The organism is Nitrobacter sp. JJSN (assembly GCF_051912485.1).
GTDB lineage: Bacteria > Pseudomonadota > Alphaproteobacteria > Rhizobiales > Xanthobacteraceae > Nitrobacter.
Map to the genome: position 1 here is coordinate 2,586,464 of NZ_CP196822.1, position 14,376 is coordinate 2,600,839.

General features: G+C 62.2%; 13 protein-coding genes. 6 read left to right on the forward strand and 7 right to left on the reverse strand.

Annotated features, from left to right (window positions below; all coding sequences use genetic code 11):
• Positions 1 to 30: 30 nt before the first annotated feature.
• Complete coding sequence (locus tag ACSZOQ_RS12900; RefSeq protein WP_439922900.1) at positions 31 to 843, forward strand: DUF2076 domain-containing protein; 813 nt, start codon at positions 31 to 33, stop codon at positions 841 to 843.
• 68 nt (positions 844 to 911) lie between these two features.
• Here the strand turns inward: ACSZOQ_RS12900 and ACSZOQ_RS12905 are convergent, their stop codons facing one another.
• Positions 912 to 1,703, reverse strand: coding sequence for a L,D-transpeptidase (locus ACSZOQ_RS12905; protein ID WP_439922901.1), 792 nt, complete (start codon positions 1,701 to 1,703; stop codon positions 912 to 914).
• A gap of 313 nt (positions 1,704 to 2,016) precedes the next feature.
• Here ACSZOQ_RS12905 and ACSZOQ_RS12910 point away from each other — a divergent pair, with 313 nt between their 5' ends.
• Positions 2,017 to 2,802, forward strand: a complete 786-nt coding sequence (locus ACSZOQ_RS12910) for a protein phosphatase CheZ (protein WP_439922902.1) — start codon at positions 2,017 to 2,019, stop codon at positions 2,800 to 2,802.
• A gap of 93 nt (positions 2,803 to 2,895) precedes the next feature.
• Here the strand turns inward: ACSZOQ_RS12910 and ACSZOQ_RS12915 are convergent, their stop codons facing one another.
• Positions 2,896 to 3,456 carry a hypothetical protein gene (locus tag ACSZOQ_RS12915; RefSeq protein WP_439922903.1) on the reverse strand — a complete coding sequence of 187 codons (561 nt, stop codon included), beginning with the start codon at positions 3,454 to 3,456 and terminating at the stop codon, positions 2,896 to 2,898.
• A 306-nt stretch (positions 3,457 to 3,762) separates the two neighbouring features.
• Here ACSZOQ_RS12915 and ACSZOQ_RS12920 point away from each other — a divergent pair, with 306 nt between their 5' ends.
• From ACSZOQ_RS12920 to ACSZOQ_RS12930, 3 genes are all read left to right on the forward strand, one after another.
• Positions 3,763 to 4,059, forward strand: coding sequence for a co-chaperone GroES (locus tag ACSZOQ_RS12920; RefSeq protein ID WP_439922904.1), 297 nt, complete (start codon positions 3,763 to 3,765; stop codon positions 4,057 to 4,059).
• Positions 4,060 to 4,202: 143 nt separating this feature from the next.
• Complete coding sequence (groL, locus tag ACSZOQ_RS12925; RefSeq protein ID WP_439922905.1) at positions 4,203 to 5,831, forward strand: chaperonin GroEL; 1,629 nt, start codon at positions 4,203 to 4,205, stop codon at positions 5,829 to 5,831.
• Between the two features lie 223 nt (positions 5,832 to 6,054).
• Positions 6,055 to 7,254 (forward strand): hypothetical protein, encoded by a 1,200-nt coding sequence (locus ACSZOQ_RS12930; RefSeq protein WP_439922906.1) that lies wholly within the window; start codon positions 6,055 to 6,057, stop codon positions 7,252 to 7,254.
• A 53-nt stretch (positions 7,255 to 7,307) separates the two neighbouring features.
• On the opposite strand, the gene ACSZOQ_RS12935 is transcribed toward ACSZOQ_RS12930, so the two are convergent.
• Complete coding sequence (locus ACSZOQ_RS12935) at positions 7,308 to 7,721, reverse strand: META domain-containing protein (protein WP_439922907.1); 414 nt, start codon at positions 7,719 to 7,721, stop codon at positions 7,308 to 7,310.
• A gap of 160 nt (positions 7,722 to 7,881) precedes the next feature.
• On the reverse strand, positions 7,882 to 8,892 hold the full coding sequence (locus tag ACSZOQ_RS12940) for a TorF family putative porin (RefSeq protein WP_439922908.1): 1,011 nt from the start codon (positions 8,890 to 8,892) through the stop codon (positions 7,882 to 7,884).
• A gap of 537 nt (positions 8,893 to 9,429) precedes the next feature.
• Here ACSZOQ_RS12940 and ACSZOQ_RS12945 point away from each other — a divergent pair.
• Positions 9,430 to 9,819, forward strand: a complete 390-nt coding sequence (locus ACSZOQ_RS12945) for a hypothetical protein (protein ID WP_439922909.1) — start codon at positions 9,430 to 9,432, stop codon at positions 9,817 to 9,819.
• On the opposite strand, the gene glcF is transcribed toward ACSZOQ_RS12945, so the two are convergent.
• From glcF to ACSZOQ_RS12960, 3 genes are all read right to left on the reverse strand, one after another.
• The gene (glcF, locus tag ACSZOQ_RS12950; RefSeq protein ID WP_439922910.1) at positions 9,788 to 11,104 is read right to left on the reverse strand and encodes a glycolate oxidase subunit GlcF; all 1,317 of its coding nucleotides are present in this window, start codon (positions 11,102 to 11,104) and stop codon (positions 9,788 to 9,790) included. The genes ACSZOQ_RS12945 and glcF overlap by 32 nt on opposite strands.
• Positions 11,101 to 12,333 (reverse strand): FAD-binding protein, encoded by a 1,233-nt coding sequence (locus tag ACSZOQ_RS12955; RefSeq protein WP_439926044.1) that lies wholly within the window; start codon positions 12,331 to 12,333, stop codon positions 11,101 to 11,103. The genes glcF and ACSZOQ_RS12955 overlap by 4 nt, the downstream gene beginning before the upstream one ends.
• Before the next feature lie 187 nt (positions 12,334 to 12,520).
• Positions 12,521 to 14,014 (reverse strand): FAD-linked oxidase C-terminal domain-containing protein, encoded by a 1,494-nt coding sequence (locus ACSZOQ_RS12960; protein WP_439926046.1) that lies wholly within the window; start codon positions 14,012 to 14,014, stop codon positions 12,521 to 12,523.
• Positions 14,015 to 14,376 lie beyond the last annotated feature (362 nt).

Sequence of the window (14,376 nt, forward strand, 5' to 3'; positions counted from 1 at the left end):
TCCCATCCGCCATGTTATCGGGAGAGCGCCATGACGCCGCAAGAACGCCAGTTGGTTGACGACCTCTTCACCCGCCTCGCCAGCGTCGAGAACACGCCGCGCGATCCTGCCGCCGCGGCGGTCATCGCCGACGGCCAGCGGCGGGCGCCCAATGCACTTTACACGCTGGTCCAGACGGTTCTGGTGCAGGACGAAGCGCTGAAGCGCGCCAACGACCGCATCCAGCAGCTGGAGGGCGGCGGAGCCGACAATCAGGCCGCTTCAGGCGGATTTCTCGACCAGATGCGCGATAGCCTATTCGGCAAAACCCCGCAGCGCGGCTCAGTCCCGAACGTTCAGCCTCCCCCGATGCCGTCGAGCCGGCCGGCCTGGAACACCGGAGAGGCGTTGCAGCAGGCCGAACAGCCTGGACGCTACAATCAGGGACCTGCCGGTCAGCCACCTGCCGGTCAACCGTACGGTACGCCGCAGCCGCAGACGGGTGGAGGCTCGTTTCTCGGAACAGCGGCCGCCGCCGCCGCGGGTGCCGTGGGTGGCGGCCTGCTTCTGAATAGCATCCGCTCCATGATGGGCGGCCAGGCCCATGCCAGCAGCTTCGGCGATTCCGGCGGCCTCGGCGGCTCGCACAGCCCATGGGGCGGCGGCGATCAGTCCGGAAGCAACCTGGCGCGCGATGCCGGTGTGACGGATGTCGGGTCACAGCACGGTAACACGTCGCAAAACAGCTCGTTCGACCAGGCCCAGGCAGATGCCGATCAGGACCAGGATCAAGATCAGGACGACGACGATAACGACGAGATGGATATGGACTCCGACGACTTCGACGACGGCGACGATTCCTGACGTCTTTCGAATTCTGCGACAGCAAAGCGGCCGCCAATCAGGCGGCCGTTTCCGTCTCGGACGAGGTGTCAGATCACGACCACCCTGGCGCCAACGTGAACACGACCATAAAGATCGATCACGTCCTGGTTGCGCATCCGGATGCACCCGGACGATACGTTGGTGCCGATCGTCCAGGGCTCGTTGGAGCCGTGGATGCGGTAGAGTGAGGAACCGAGATACATGGCGCGGGCGCCGAGCGGATTCTGCGGTCCGCCTTCCATGTGGCGCGGCAGATCGGGACGACGCCTCAGCATTTCTGCCGGCGGCGTCCAGTCCGGCCATTCCTTCTTGGCCGTGATCGTCTTGACGCCGGCCCACAGGAAGCCGGGTTTGCCGACGCCGACGCCGTAGCGCATTGCCTTGCCCTCGCCCTGCACGAGATAGAGAAACTTGCTCGACGTATCGATAACGATGGTTCCTGCAGCTTCCTTGCCTTGATAATCGACAAGCTGCCTCTCGAACTTCGGATCGAACGCGGGATGCGCGGCCTCGCTGGCATCCTGCTCAGGCATGATCTGCTGCGGCTCCGCCGCCTGCGGCTGCGGCGCATAGAGCGGGCGCTGATCATAGGGCTGCTGCTGGTAACGCGACCCCTGCTGCTGGTTGTCGCCGAACAGGAGCTCGATGAATCCGCCGCCCATATTAGACCGCTCCGCATATGCAAGGCGCTGCTCGGCCGACGGCTGCGGCGCGTACTGATCGGCATAGACGACGGTCGGCTCGGTGACAAACCTGGCTTGCGGTTCTCTCGCAAAGGCTTGCTGAAGGCCAGCAAGCGACACGCCCGCGAGGAGCGCGAGGGATAATTTTTTGAACATCGACGTACTCTGTACTGTTTCGCCGTGGGTGGTCGCCATGGGCGCGCGCAATGGCGCATCGCTGCCAGCGAAATTAAAATCAAAACCGCATCGGTTTGGTAAACGAAACCGACGTTTCGATTCACCACGTCGTCAATGCGACGCGGTTTTTTCCGGTAGCGTTTATTTTTGATGAACCGGAACCGACCATGGTTAATCACCCGTATAGGGCGGCAGATTGACGCGCGGTTCCCCGCGTGAACCTCATGTTAAAACAAGCCGGTATAAAACTCATAATATAACCGCATGGAATTGAGTAGAGCTGGGGAGTCTGATGGCTGTTCAACGCAAGCCCTTCCGCGTCGAGGAAATCCTGACTGGCGGCACGCCGGTTATCGCAGCAGCCGTCGAAGACGACGCGCCAATGCCGGTGCATCGCGAGATCATGGCGGAGCTGCAGGCGATCCGCCAACAGATGGGAGCTCCGCGCCGCATTGACGCGACCGAGCCGGTCGCGGCCGACCGTGAAGCCATCAACCGCGAGGTTGCCGATGCGCAGGCGCTGCTGCAGACCTACCGTGCACAGATCGAACAGTGCGAAAAGCTCAAGACCGAACTCGATCTGATCTACGACGCCATCAACCGCACCAAGCAGGAAATCGCGGTTCTGCATGGCAAGAGTTTCAGCGGCGACGAGATGGCTAAGGTTACCGACGAGCTTGGCGCCGTGGTAGGCGGCACCGAGCAAGCGACGCAACACATTCTGGAGGCCGCCGAGGCTATCGATCAGTCGGCCGGCGCCTTGTCCAAGGCAGCGTCACCGGAACAGGCACGGTTGCTGAGCGAGGAAATCCAGGAACGCGTGATCTCGATTTTCGAGGCCTGCAACTTCCAGGATCTCACCGGACAGCGCATCGCCAAGGTGATGGGCACCATGAAGTTCATCGAGCATCATATCAATGTCATGATGGACATCTGGGGTGGCGTCGACGCAATCCGGGCTCATGCTCCGCCGATCATGGACGATCGCGTGGGCGACGCCAAGCTTCTGAACGGTCCGAAGCTCGACGGCGACGAGGGGCACGCCTCACAGGACGATATCGACGCGCTGTTCGGTTAGCCTCCAGGAAGCTCCACATCCTTCATTGAGAATGCCCGGCCGTCGCGCCGGGCATTTGTTTTGAATCGATCGGCTTCAAGTCGCGCAGCCCGGCTAATGCGCCTGTGGCTTTGCCGCCGTGTGGCGGGGGGGCGACGCAGCCGCCGCGGCCGAGCAGCGGACATAGACCATGTTGCCGTAGCGGGTCGCCGCATCAGGGTCGATAAAGCGCGTGACCAGAACACGGCCGTCGAAGGAAACAATCTCGCGATCTTTCGCGCCACCGGCGGGGCCTTCCGGTCCGATATAGTTCTTGCCGCTCTGGCTACCCTTCAACCGCAATTCCTGCGGCGTCGCCTCGTCGGCGAGATGCATAATCACACCACCATTGGCACCTGCGCCGATCACATAGGGATTCCGGCATTGCGCCTTGGCTGCAGCTTCGGTCCGCGGCCGGTCGCCCGGATTTTGATAGGATGCGAGGCCCCAGCGTCCGACGAGTTCCTCGGCGCGGACTGTAGCCGGAATTTCGGGCTCAACTGCCGACTGGGGAGGCTGGGCCGGCTGGGGCGATAGTCCGATCGACCCGATCGACCCGCACCCACCGAGAAACACCGCAATGGCCGCAGCCGCCCCAAGGTTCAAAGCCGCGCGTCCGCCGTCTGATCTGACCATTGTAATATTTCCCCGACCGAATTCCCGACCGCCGCGCACCTAGCAGCCGGGCTTAAGAATGTGGCTGCAGCAACCTTACCCCGTGATCGCAGGGACGCCACGACATGATTTGCACTATCCTACACGCCCCTCACCAACGGCTTAAGGGGCTTGCTTGACAGCATGGCTGTCAGGCCATATTCCCGCCAACGATTAGCACTCTCGGAACATGATTGCCAAAGATGCGAATCGCTTGAGCGCTTCGATCCGACGCATGCATTCCGTCGATGGCAATTCAAAGTCCTGCGAACCCCCGAAGGAGCCGCCATGGCTAAAACCAAATTTCGTCCGCTGCATGACCGTGTTGTGGTCAAACGCATCGATGCCGAGGAAAAGACCAAAGGCGGCATCATCATTCCTGACACCGTCAGAGAAAAGCCGTCTCAGGGCGAGGTCGTGGCCATCGGCCCCGGGGGACGGGACGAAGCCGGCAAGCTGGTTCCCATCGACGTCAAGGTCGGCGACAAGGTGCTGTTCGGCAAATGGTCGGGCACCGAGATCAAGCTCGACGGCCAGGATCTCCTGATCATGAAGGAGTCCGACATCATGGGCGTGACCGGCTAAAGCCTGGGTGACCCAGTATTCCGACGCGCTGCGATTGAACATGGCCGTCGCGGGATACTGGATCATCTGCTTTCGCAGATGACACAGCACGGCGTTTGTAAAGCTCTGCGGAAAACATTTTTGCTCAATCAAGGAACCATCAAATGGCCGCCAAAGAAGTCAGGTTTTCCGGCGACGCGCGCGAGCGCATGCTGCGCGGCGTCGATATTCTCGCCAACGCCGTAAAGGTGACCCTCGGCCCCAAGGGCCGCAACGTCGTGATCGCGAAGAGCTTCGGTGCGCCGCGTATCACCAAGGACGGCGTCACCGTCGCCAAGGAGATCGAACTCGAAGACAAGTTCGAGAACATGGGCGCGCAGATGGTGCGCGAGGTCGCATCCAAAACCAACGATCTCGCAGGCGATGGCACTACCACCGCCACCGTGCTGGCCCAGGCCATCGTCCGCGAAGGCGCCAAGGCCGTTGCCGCCGGCATGAACCCGATGGACCTCAAGCGCGGCATCGACATCGCGGTCGCAGCCGTGGTGAAGGACATCCAGAAGCGCGCCAAGCCGGTCGCGTCCTCGGCCGAAGTCGCGCAGGTCGGTACCATCTCGTCCAACGGCGACACGGCGATCGGCAAGATGATCGCGCAGGCGATGCAGAAGGTCGGCAACGAAGGCGTCATCACCGTTGAAGAGAACAAGTCGCTAGAAACCGACGTCGACATCGTTGAGGGCATGAAGTTCGACCGTGGCTACCTCAGCCCCTACTTCGTCACCAATGCCGAGAAGATGACCGTCGAACTCGATGACGCCTATATCCTGCTGCACGAGAAGAAACTGTCCGGTCTTCAGGCCATGCTGCCGGTGCTCGAGGCGGTGGTGAAATCGGGCAAGCCGTTGCTGATCATCGCGGAAGACGTCGAAGGCGAGGCGCTGGCCGCGCTAGTTGTCAACCGGCTTCGTGGCGGCCTGAAAGTAGCCGCCGTGAAGGCGCCCGGCTTCGGCGATCGCCGCAAGGCCATGGTGGAAGACATCGCCATCCTGACCAACGGCCAGCTCATCTCCGACGATCTCGGCATGAAGCTCGAGAACGTCACCGTGAACATGCTCGGTCGCGCCAAGAAAGTGCTGATCGACAAGGAAAACACCACCATCGTCAACGGCGCCGGCAAGAAGAAGGACATCGAGGCACGGGTCGGACAGATCAAGGCGCAGATTGAGGAGACCACCTCGGACTACGACCGCGAGAAGCTCCAGGAGCGTCTGGCCAAGCTCGCCGGCGGCGTCGCGGTGATCCGCGTCGGCGGTGCGACCGAGATCGAAGTTAAGGAAAAGAAGGATCGCGTCGAGGACGCGCTCAACGCCACCCGCGCGGCGGTGCAGGAAGGCATCGTGCCCGGCGGCGGCACCGCGCTGCTGCGCGCCAAGAAGGCGGTCGGCCGCATCACCAACGATAACCCGGACGTGCAGGCTGGCATCAACATCGTGCTGAAGGCGCTGGAAGCTCCGATCCGCCAGATCGCGGAAAACGCCGGCTTCGAGGGCTCCATCGTTGTCGGCAAGGTTCTCGAGAACAAGACCGAGACCTTCGGCTTCGATGCCCAAAAAGAAGAGTATGTCGACATGGTCGCCAAGGGCATCATCGATCCGGCCAAGGTGGTGCGCACCGCTTTGCAGGATGCCTCGTCGGTCGCGGGTCTGCTCGTGACCACCGAAGCCATGGTCGCCGAACTGCCGAAGGAAGATTCGGCGCCGGCTATGCCGGGCGGCGGTGGAATGGACTACTAACCGAGTCCGCCGCTGCGGATGTCAGTATCGAAGGCCGCCTCCGGGCGGCCTTCTTTTCTGGATAAGCAGACTTAGCAGACAGTTGAAAAGTCTCAGCAGGTCATTCCCCGATTCGCAATTGCGCATCTGCGATCGCCGCTATCGTGGTGTCCGGAATGACAGCGAAAGTTTTTCAGCGGCCTGCTAGGCTGAAACGAGATTCGGATAGTCGGGGAGTTGGACGATGCGCGCGCTGCTGTGGTGCCTGGGCGGGCTGGTGGTGGTTTCACCCAACTTGCTGTTCGCGCAGGACAGGCCGCTCCCCAAAGCGATGCCTGGCAGCGCCGAGGTGCGATACTTCACCTCCATCGACGGGCTGATGGAAGGCAATGCCGACGTCATCCTCAAGGAAACGCGCCAGGGCAAGACCGTCACAGGCGCCGTTCTCGACGTGTGTTACCCCGCAGAAAAAGGCTCCGATCGCAAGGACCGCTTCGTCGTCAACCTCTCGGTGAACGGCTCGACCCTGACCGGCACGACCCAAAGCATCGGCGGCAAGTTGCCGGTCGCGGTGACGCTCACCCGCAAGCCCACCGGCGATACGTTCGAGTTCGACGGCCGGGTCAGCGTTGGCCAGACCGTCACCAAGGTGACGTCGACGGACAACGCCGACCTAAGCGAGGCCGAGTTCAACGACGCCCGGACAACCGACGACGGCGTCACCGCAACGCCGAAGGATTTCACCGAAGTGTCGCCCGAAGCAATCGCCGTGAAAGTCAAACTCGACGCGGCGGCCGATTTGCTCAAGGGGCTGAGGGGACAAAATGTCGAGGTGGCGCTGAACAGCCTCGAGGTGACGTGTGAGGCGCTGCGGGCCGGCGCGCAGGTCATCGACATCAACGTCGATCCGGAGCGCGCGCCCTCGGTCATCGCCCGATTAAAGGCATCGCCCGGCGTGATCGCCGCCGGCTGGAGCACCGGCATGTTCGACATGGAACGCACCATCCGGTTTCCGGCAGCGGAATGGCGCACCAACGGCAAGCTCAATCGTGACAAGCTTGCGACAGCCATCTCCAGCGTGCTGGAAAAAGCCCTGGACGCAAAGCCGGTGTCAACAAAATGGAGTGACGACATCGGCAAGCTGACACTGACCTTCAAACGACCGAGCGAGGTGGTTCCGGCACTCGGGCTTACCGACACCGTCGAGGTGACCGCGTTGCCTGGCCCCGACAAGCCCGGCGGGTCCGATCACATCATGCTCTGGGTCGGCGTCCCATCGACGACCACCACGGACGAAACCGAGGGGCCGAAACTCAACTTGGCCGACGACTCGTCCGCAGGCGACGACGAGGGTGGCGAGACCGACAACAGCGGCGCGGTCGATGCGCTGGCGAAGCAGTTCAAGGCCCAACGCTGGGACGCCGACAAATCGGCCTGGAAATAACAGCGCGCCGGCTCTTCGCAGCACATTGCGATCCGTGCGCGCGTGATCCGGATCTAGTTTGTATTGAGATGAAAGCGCAGCGTGGTCGGTCCAACGAACGAGACCTCGTCGCCCTGCCGCTCCCAGGTGCCCGCAGCAGAGAGCGCCGCAACCAGACTGTCGTCGGCCTGCGCCTTCTCAGGCGGACAGGAGCGGTTCTCCAGCGAGCCCGCTACGAAGATGACCGTGCTGCCGGCAACCGAGAACTGCCCCTTGCCGGCCTTGCACCACAATTCGAGCTTGGCCTCGCCGCTGTTGCCTATTTCCAGCGACGGCAGCCGCCTCGAACCAGGCTGGGGCGGCGCATCCAGCGTCATCTCGAGGCCGAAAGGAAATCCATCCTCCGCCGATGCCGGCCATGCACCCATGCTTCCGACCGCGATCACGACCGCAACCGCGCCGCACCGGAAGCCAAACCTTGCAGCCATCTGCCCTCGTCGAATGATGATCGCAACACCGATCGAACCTGCGCGCCCTTCTACAGCGAGGATTCGCCGACGTGAAGCCCGCTTCGTGCCCGAGGTCCATTCGCGGGGCAACGATCGCCTCCCCACCCCTGACTTCACAGCGCGGCGAAAAGAGAGCTGACTATTTCAGGCTGGTCATCGCCGTCAGGTCAGCCGACAGCTTGGCGATGAAAGTCGCGCCGCACCAGTTGGACCCGGCACCGCTCGGATTGATGTCGGTGAAGCTGCCGTTGAGCGGAGCCCTGAAATCCGACGTGAAGGCGTTGCAATCACCCTTCGACAGGTCGCTGTCGGAATAGCGCAAATCCAGCGTGAACACCTTGTAGGTGAAGCCAAGGCCGATGTTCCAGGTGTTGTAATCGGCATACTTGATGCCATTGGGAAACGGACCTGCAAAGCCAGCCGCGGCAACGCCGGTGCCGTAGAACGAGTCCGACGTTCCGAGCCACTGGCGGCCGAACTCACCTGACACGTAAATGCCTACGCCGCTGCTGCCGAATACGGTGGCGGGCGCGGTGTACTTGGCGGTGATCGATGAATAATTGCCCCAGGCACCGGTGTTCAGGAAGTTCGGGGAATAGTACTCGTTCAGGCCGACCGCCCAGTTGTCGTTGATGGTGTAGTTCCCCTTGGCGAAGCCTTCGAAGAAGCTCACGTCCTTCTTCATGACGTTGCCGTTGAACAGAGCGATTGCACCGGTATCACCCGGACAGAGCGCGCCGAGACCGGCGGGCGCGGTATCAACGCAGGTGCCACCCGGATACAGGTAGCCCCAGACCCCAAAGTCGAAGGCAAAGGCGCCGAAGGTCGGACGGATACCGCCGTAGATATCGACTTCGGCCGCGGCACGGTTGGCGAAGGAGATGCTCTCGACCGACGAGCCGACGTAAAGCTGCAGATCCTTGGTAACGTTGTAACGGGGCTCGAAGTAAGCGGTCACGGACGGCTTGTGGTTCGACTGCGTCACGCCGCGGAACACGTAGTCGCTCATGACGCCGGCGCCGAAGGCAATGTCCCACGGATCGAACGCAACCGGAGGCGGCGCTCTATAGGCCTTCACCGCCATATCCGCCGCCAGCGCCGAACTTGCCGTCATCGCCAGCGCCGTTGCCGCCAGGACCATTTTCTTCATGACGAACCCCCATCCGCCGAAAAACAGCTCAAGTCTCGAAGGCCACGGAAGGCAACCGACGCTTGGCCGAAAATGATTTGAGCGCAAATGATTCCCATTTCGTTAACCATACTGAGGCCAACGGCAAAAACCGGGAAGCCGAAATAGCGAGCATTTGCTGCCTATTTGGGCGTTCCGGCCGGTTTGCAACAGGCTGTTCGCCGGTGTTGCCAATATCAATCACCAGATTTGAGCGGCTCGGCGATCGGGCGGGGCCCGCGCCTACCGCACATCACGCCGACAACGACGGCGCGCCCGACAGCCGTCGAACCCCTTCAATGAAAAGGGCCGCAGCGGAGACGCTACGACCCGGATTCAAGTCAGATTTGCGTTCCATTAATTCCGAAGTTCGCACGGAACATTTGCCGCACAGAGATGCGAACTTCGGAATCGGAATGCTAGTTGTTGTTCTCGCCTGAACCCGATCCGTGATCCAGCGCAAAATCGGTGCGGCCAACGGACGATGACGAAACGACGGGCTCGGGCAGGGCCCAACTCGTGGACGGCGTAGCGCTGACCGCGGGCTTTCGTGCGGCACGCTTGGCTGCGGTCTTTTTCGTCGAAGCCCTGCGTTTGGCCGCCGGCTTGCTTGCGGCTTTCTTGGCTTTCTTAGCGGCTTTCTTTGCAGTTTTCCTCGGAGATTTCTTTGCCGATTTTTTGGCGGTTTTTTTGGCGGATTTCTTCGCAGATTTCTTCTTCGCCGCCTTCTTTCTCGAAGCCGTTTTCACCGCCTTCTTCGCGGATTTCTTCACCGATTTCTTCTTCGCCGCTACAGCCTTCTTCTTGCTCTTCTTGGCCTTAACGCTCTTCGCCTTCCGGGATTTCTTAGCCATCGTGGTCCTCCTGTTGCCGGCGATCAATTCAATCCTGGCCGGGGGCCGCCTGTAGCCCAATCGAGAAGTTCAATCGTGTGAACAACAGGGACCGACGTTCCACCGGCAATCTGGACCATGCACCCGATATTGCCTGTAGCGATCATGTCCGGCTTGACGCTTGCGATATTGGCGACCTTCCGGTCGCGCAAGCTGTTCGCAATGTCAGGCTGGAGAATGTTGTATGTCCCCGCCGAACCGCAACACAAATGACTCTCGGGTATATCTTTCACCACGAATCCATTCTTGGAAAGCAAATCTTTCGGAAGCTGCGTGATTTTCTGCCCGTGCTGAAGCGAGCAAGCGGAATGATAGGCGATGACGAGATCACTGCGGGTCTGCGGCGGAGGCAGATCGAGGCTCGCTACATACTCGGTGATGTCCTTGGCGAGCGCCGACACGCTCGCGGCCGGTCCGGCGTAATCGCTGTCGTTCCGCAACAGGTAACCGTAGTCCTTGATGACGGTGCCGCAGCCGGACGCTGTCACCACGATGGCATCGAGGCCGCCGCGCTCCGCCTCAGTGAGCCAGGCCGTGATGTTTGCCCGCGCCCGCGCCAGCGCATCCCGGTCGTCGCCCATGTGATGCGTCAGCGCGCCGCAACACTGCTCGTCCGCCACCAGCACCACCTCGACGCCGTGACGGGTCAGCAGGCTGATGGCGGCCTGGTTGATACGCGGCGCCAGCACCTGTTGGGCGCAGCCCTGCAGCAGCGCGACACGGCCGCGCCTCGCACCTTTCGCCGGGAATACGCTGCCGGCGCCCGCTCCGGGAGCTGGCAGAGATGCCGGCGCGAGCGCCAGCATCGCCTTGATTCTGCGCAAGAACGTCGGTATCGCCGCGCCGGGCTTTGAACCCGGCAGCAGCGCCGCGAAAGGCCGCCCAAGGCGCGCCAGAACCATGCTGGCCCGAAAGACTTTCGGCCGCGGCAGCACATAGGCGAGAACAGCCCGGAGCAGTCGTTCGGACAGCGGTCGCGCATACTCCTTCTCGATCTTGACCCGCGCCTGATCGACCAGATGCATGTAGTTCACGCCGGAGGGACAGGTCGTCATGCAGGCGAGACACGACAGGCAGCGGTCGATGTGTTTCACGACCTCGGCCGTCGGCGGCTCGTTCTTTTCGAGCATCTGCTTGATCAGATAAATCCGACCGCGCGGGCTATCGAGCTCGTCGCCGAGCAGCACATAGGTCGGGCACGTCGCAGTGCAGAACCCGCAATGCACGCACTTGCGGAGGATCTTGTTGGCCTCGACGATATCCGGATCGGCCAGTTGAGCGGGCGTGAATTCGGTTTTCATGAGATCGGCGTCCGCGTCAGCCTGCCGCGATTGAAAATGCTTTTCGGATCGAAGCTCTGCCGCACCCGCTCGGCCAGGGCTGCGACGCCTTTCGCCTGTGGATGAAACACATCCACCGTTCGCTGCAACCCCTCCTCGGCCCGCAGCAAGGTTGCGTGGCCGCCGATCGCGGCGAGCTGCTGACGCAGCAGCGCGGCACGGGCATCGACTGAGGGCGGCAGCGCCGCCCAGATCAATCCGCCGCCCCAGTCATAGATCACCTCGCCGCCGGTCTCGCGCGCCAGCGCCTGCCCGAAGGCTCCACCGGATGCGGGGGGACAGACGATCCGCCAGACCGGCCACGCGCCACGCGCGCCGTCAGCCGCGAACGGCGTGACGTCGCGAATATCGCGCCACAGCGCAGCCGACTCCGCGTTCTTGATGAGTTCAACTGTTCCGAATGATGCAAGATCGGCTGCGAGCGCCGAGGCACGGTGAGCAACTGAGGCGGAGATTCCTTCCAGCCGCAACAGCGTCGCGCCATGCCCTGTCGATGCGAGACCAGGCAGCGCGCCCTGCCCCGCCTTGACCGCGGAATGCGGGACATGCGCCGCCCCTGAGACGTCGTAAGGCGAACCCAGGGCAGCGGTCATCGCGCGATTGGCGGCGCCGTCATCGAGCCCACGCAACACCAAAGTGCGCTCGGCCTCGGCCTTCGGCATCACCTTGAGCGTCACTTCAGTCATGACCGCGAGCGTGCCCCACGATCCGGCCAGCAGCTTGCAGAGATCATAACCGGTGACGTTCTTCACCACCCTGCCGCCAGCCTTGAAACTGTCGCCGAAGCCGGAGACCGCGTGGACGCCGAGCAGATGGTCCCGCACGCCGCCAGCCTTGATGCGGCGTGGGCCGGCAAGCCCCGCCCCGATCATGCCGCCGACGGTGCCGCGACCGGACCGAGCACCGAGCAATGCGGCGGGGTCCATCGGCTCGAATGCAAATTCCTGATTCTTGGAATCGATCAGCGACAACACGTCGGCAAGCGGCGCGCCGGCCTGCACCGTGATGATGAGTTCGTTCGGCTCGTAGCAGGTCACGGCGTTCAGCGCCGAGACATCGAGCACCGCGTTGGTCGCCATCGCATGGCCGATCGACCGCTTGCTGCCGTGACCAACGATCTCGAGCGGCTGTTCGCTCGCGATGGCGGCGCGCACCGCAGCCTCCACGTCGGCGGCATCGCGTATTTGCAGGATGTTCACAGCTGCCTCAATGCGGCGAAGCCTTCACAGGCGTCATGGCGGGGCATAGCCGTTCGAAGAACGGCGTCGCTCCGCTCGCCTATGTCTCGGCCATCCACGTCCTGGTCCGCAGGAAGGCGTGGATACCCGGCACAAGGCTGGGCATGACGGAGCATGCGGATGGGACGTCGCCTTATCATCAAAATCTCGGCAAATCCGGAAACGCCAGTTTGCCCCCGTGTACATGCACGCGGCCGAGTTCGGCGCAGCGGTGCAGTGTCGGGAACACCTTGCCCGGATTAAGTAGCCCGCGCGCGTCGAACGCACATTTCAGCCGCTGCTGCTGGCTGAGATCGACCTCGCTGAACATGTGAGGCATCAGGTCGCGCTTCTCGATCCCGACGCCGTGCTCGCCGGTCAGAACGCCGCCGAGTTCGACACAGCAGCGCAAAATATCCGCACCGAACGCTTCCGCCTTGTCCATCTCGCCGGGCTTGTTGGCGTCGTAGAGGATGAGCGGATGAAGATTGCCGTCACCGGCATGGAATACGTTGGCGACGCCGAGGCCGTATTTTCCGCTGAGATCACGAATGCGCGCCAGTGCGCGCGGCAGCGCGCCGCGCGGAATGGTGCCGTCCATGCAGAGATAATCCGGCGAGATGCGGCCGACCGCCGGAAACGCAGCCTTGCGGCCAGCCCAGAACAGGTCGCGCTCAGCCTCCGAACCGGAAATCCGGCAGGTGGTCGAACCGCAGCCGAGCGCAATGGCCTCGACCCGCTTGATGAGTTCGTCGACCTCGATGCCGGGACCGTCGAGTTCAATAATCAGCAGCGCCTCCACGTCGAGCGGATAGCCGGCATGAACGAAGGCTTCCGCGGCGTGGATCGCCGGCTTGTCCATCATTTCCATGCCGCCCGGAATGATGCCGGCGCCGATGATCCGCGCCACGCATTCGCCAGCCGCCTCGACCTCGGCAAAACCGACCAACAGCGCCCGCGCGGTTTCCGGCTTCCGCAGAATGCGGACAGTGACCTCGGTGACAACGCCGAGCAAACCTTCAGAGCCGGTGATGATGCCCATCAGGTCATAACCCGCGCTCTCCGGCGCCTTGCCGCCGATCCGCAGGATTTCGCCCGACATCAGCACAAGCTCGCAGCCGAGCACGTTGTTGGTGGTCATGCCATATTTCAGGCAGTGAACGCCGCCGGAATTTTCCGCGATGTTGCCGCCGATCGAGCAGGCGATCTGCGACGAGGGATCGGGCGCGTAATAGAACCCGGCGTGGGCCACCGCCTGACTGATGGCGAGGTTGGTGACGCCGGGCTCGGTGACGACGGCGCGATTGTCGAAATCGATCTCGCGGATCCGCTTGAACTTGCTTAAGCCCAGGAGCACCGCGTCCTCCAGCGGCAACGCTCCGCCGGATAGCGAGGTGCCGGAGCCGCGCGGCACCACCTTGATGCCGTTGTCGAAGCAGTATTTGAGAACCCGCGACACCTGCTCCGTGGTTTCCGGCAACACCACGACCATCGGCGGCTGGCGATAGGCGGTCAGGGCGTCCGATTCATACGGCAGCATTTCCGCGGCGCTGGAGATAACGCCCTCGCCCGGCACGATCGCGCGCAAGTCCGCGACAATGGCATCGCGGCGATCAAGGACCATCTGATCCGATGCGGGCATCATGATCGTCATGGACGGGCGCTCCGGCATCGCGACCGATTGTGCGATCGCTACAAGACATTGCGGATCAAACACATTCTGCATGTCTTGTGTAGTTGTATGTCCTGAGGCCTGCTTCTAAAACCCGGTTGATTGGTTTTCAATCGAACGGTAGCATCGTATTGCTCGAGCGGCCGGGTTAAAAGTTGCCCGATCGGGAACTTCGCCTAGCCCGTCAAGCAACTTTTGGAACCAAACCACCCTCGAATCATTCTAAAATCGGTGGTATCGTTCGATTCTGAGGTTCGCATCAAAGATTGCATGCGGGCTTCAGAGTCAGACACCACCTCTTCCTCCCTCTTTCAAGGGAGGAACGATTCCACCCGCTTCAGCCT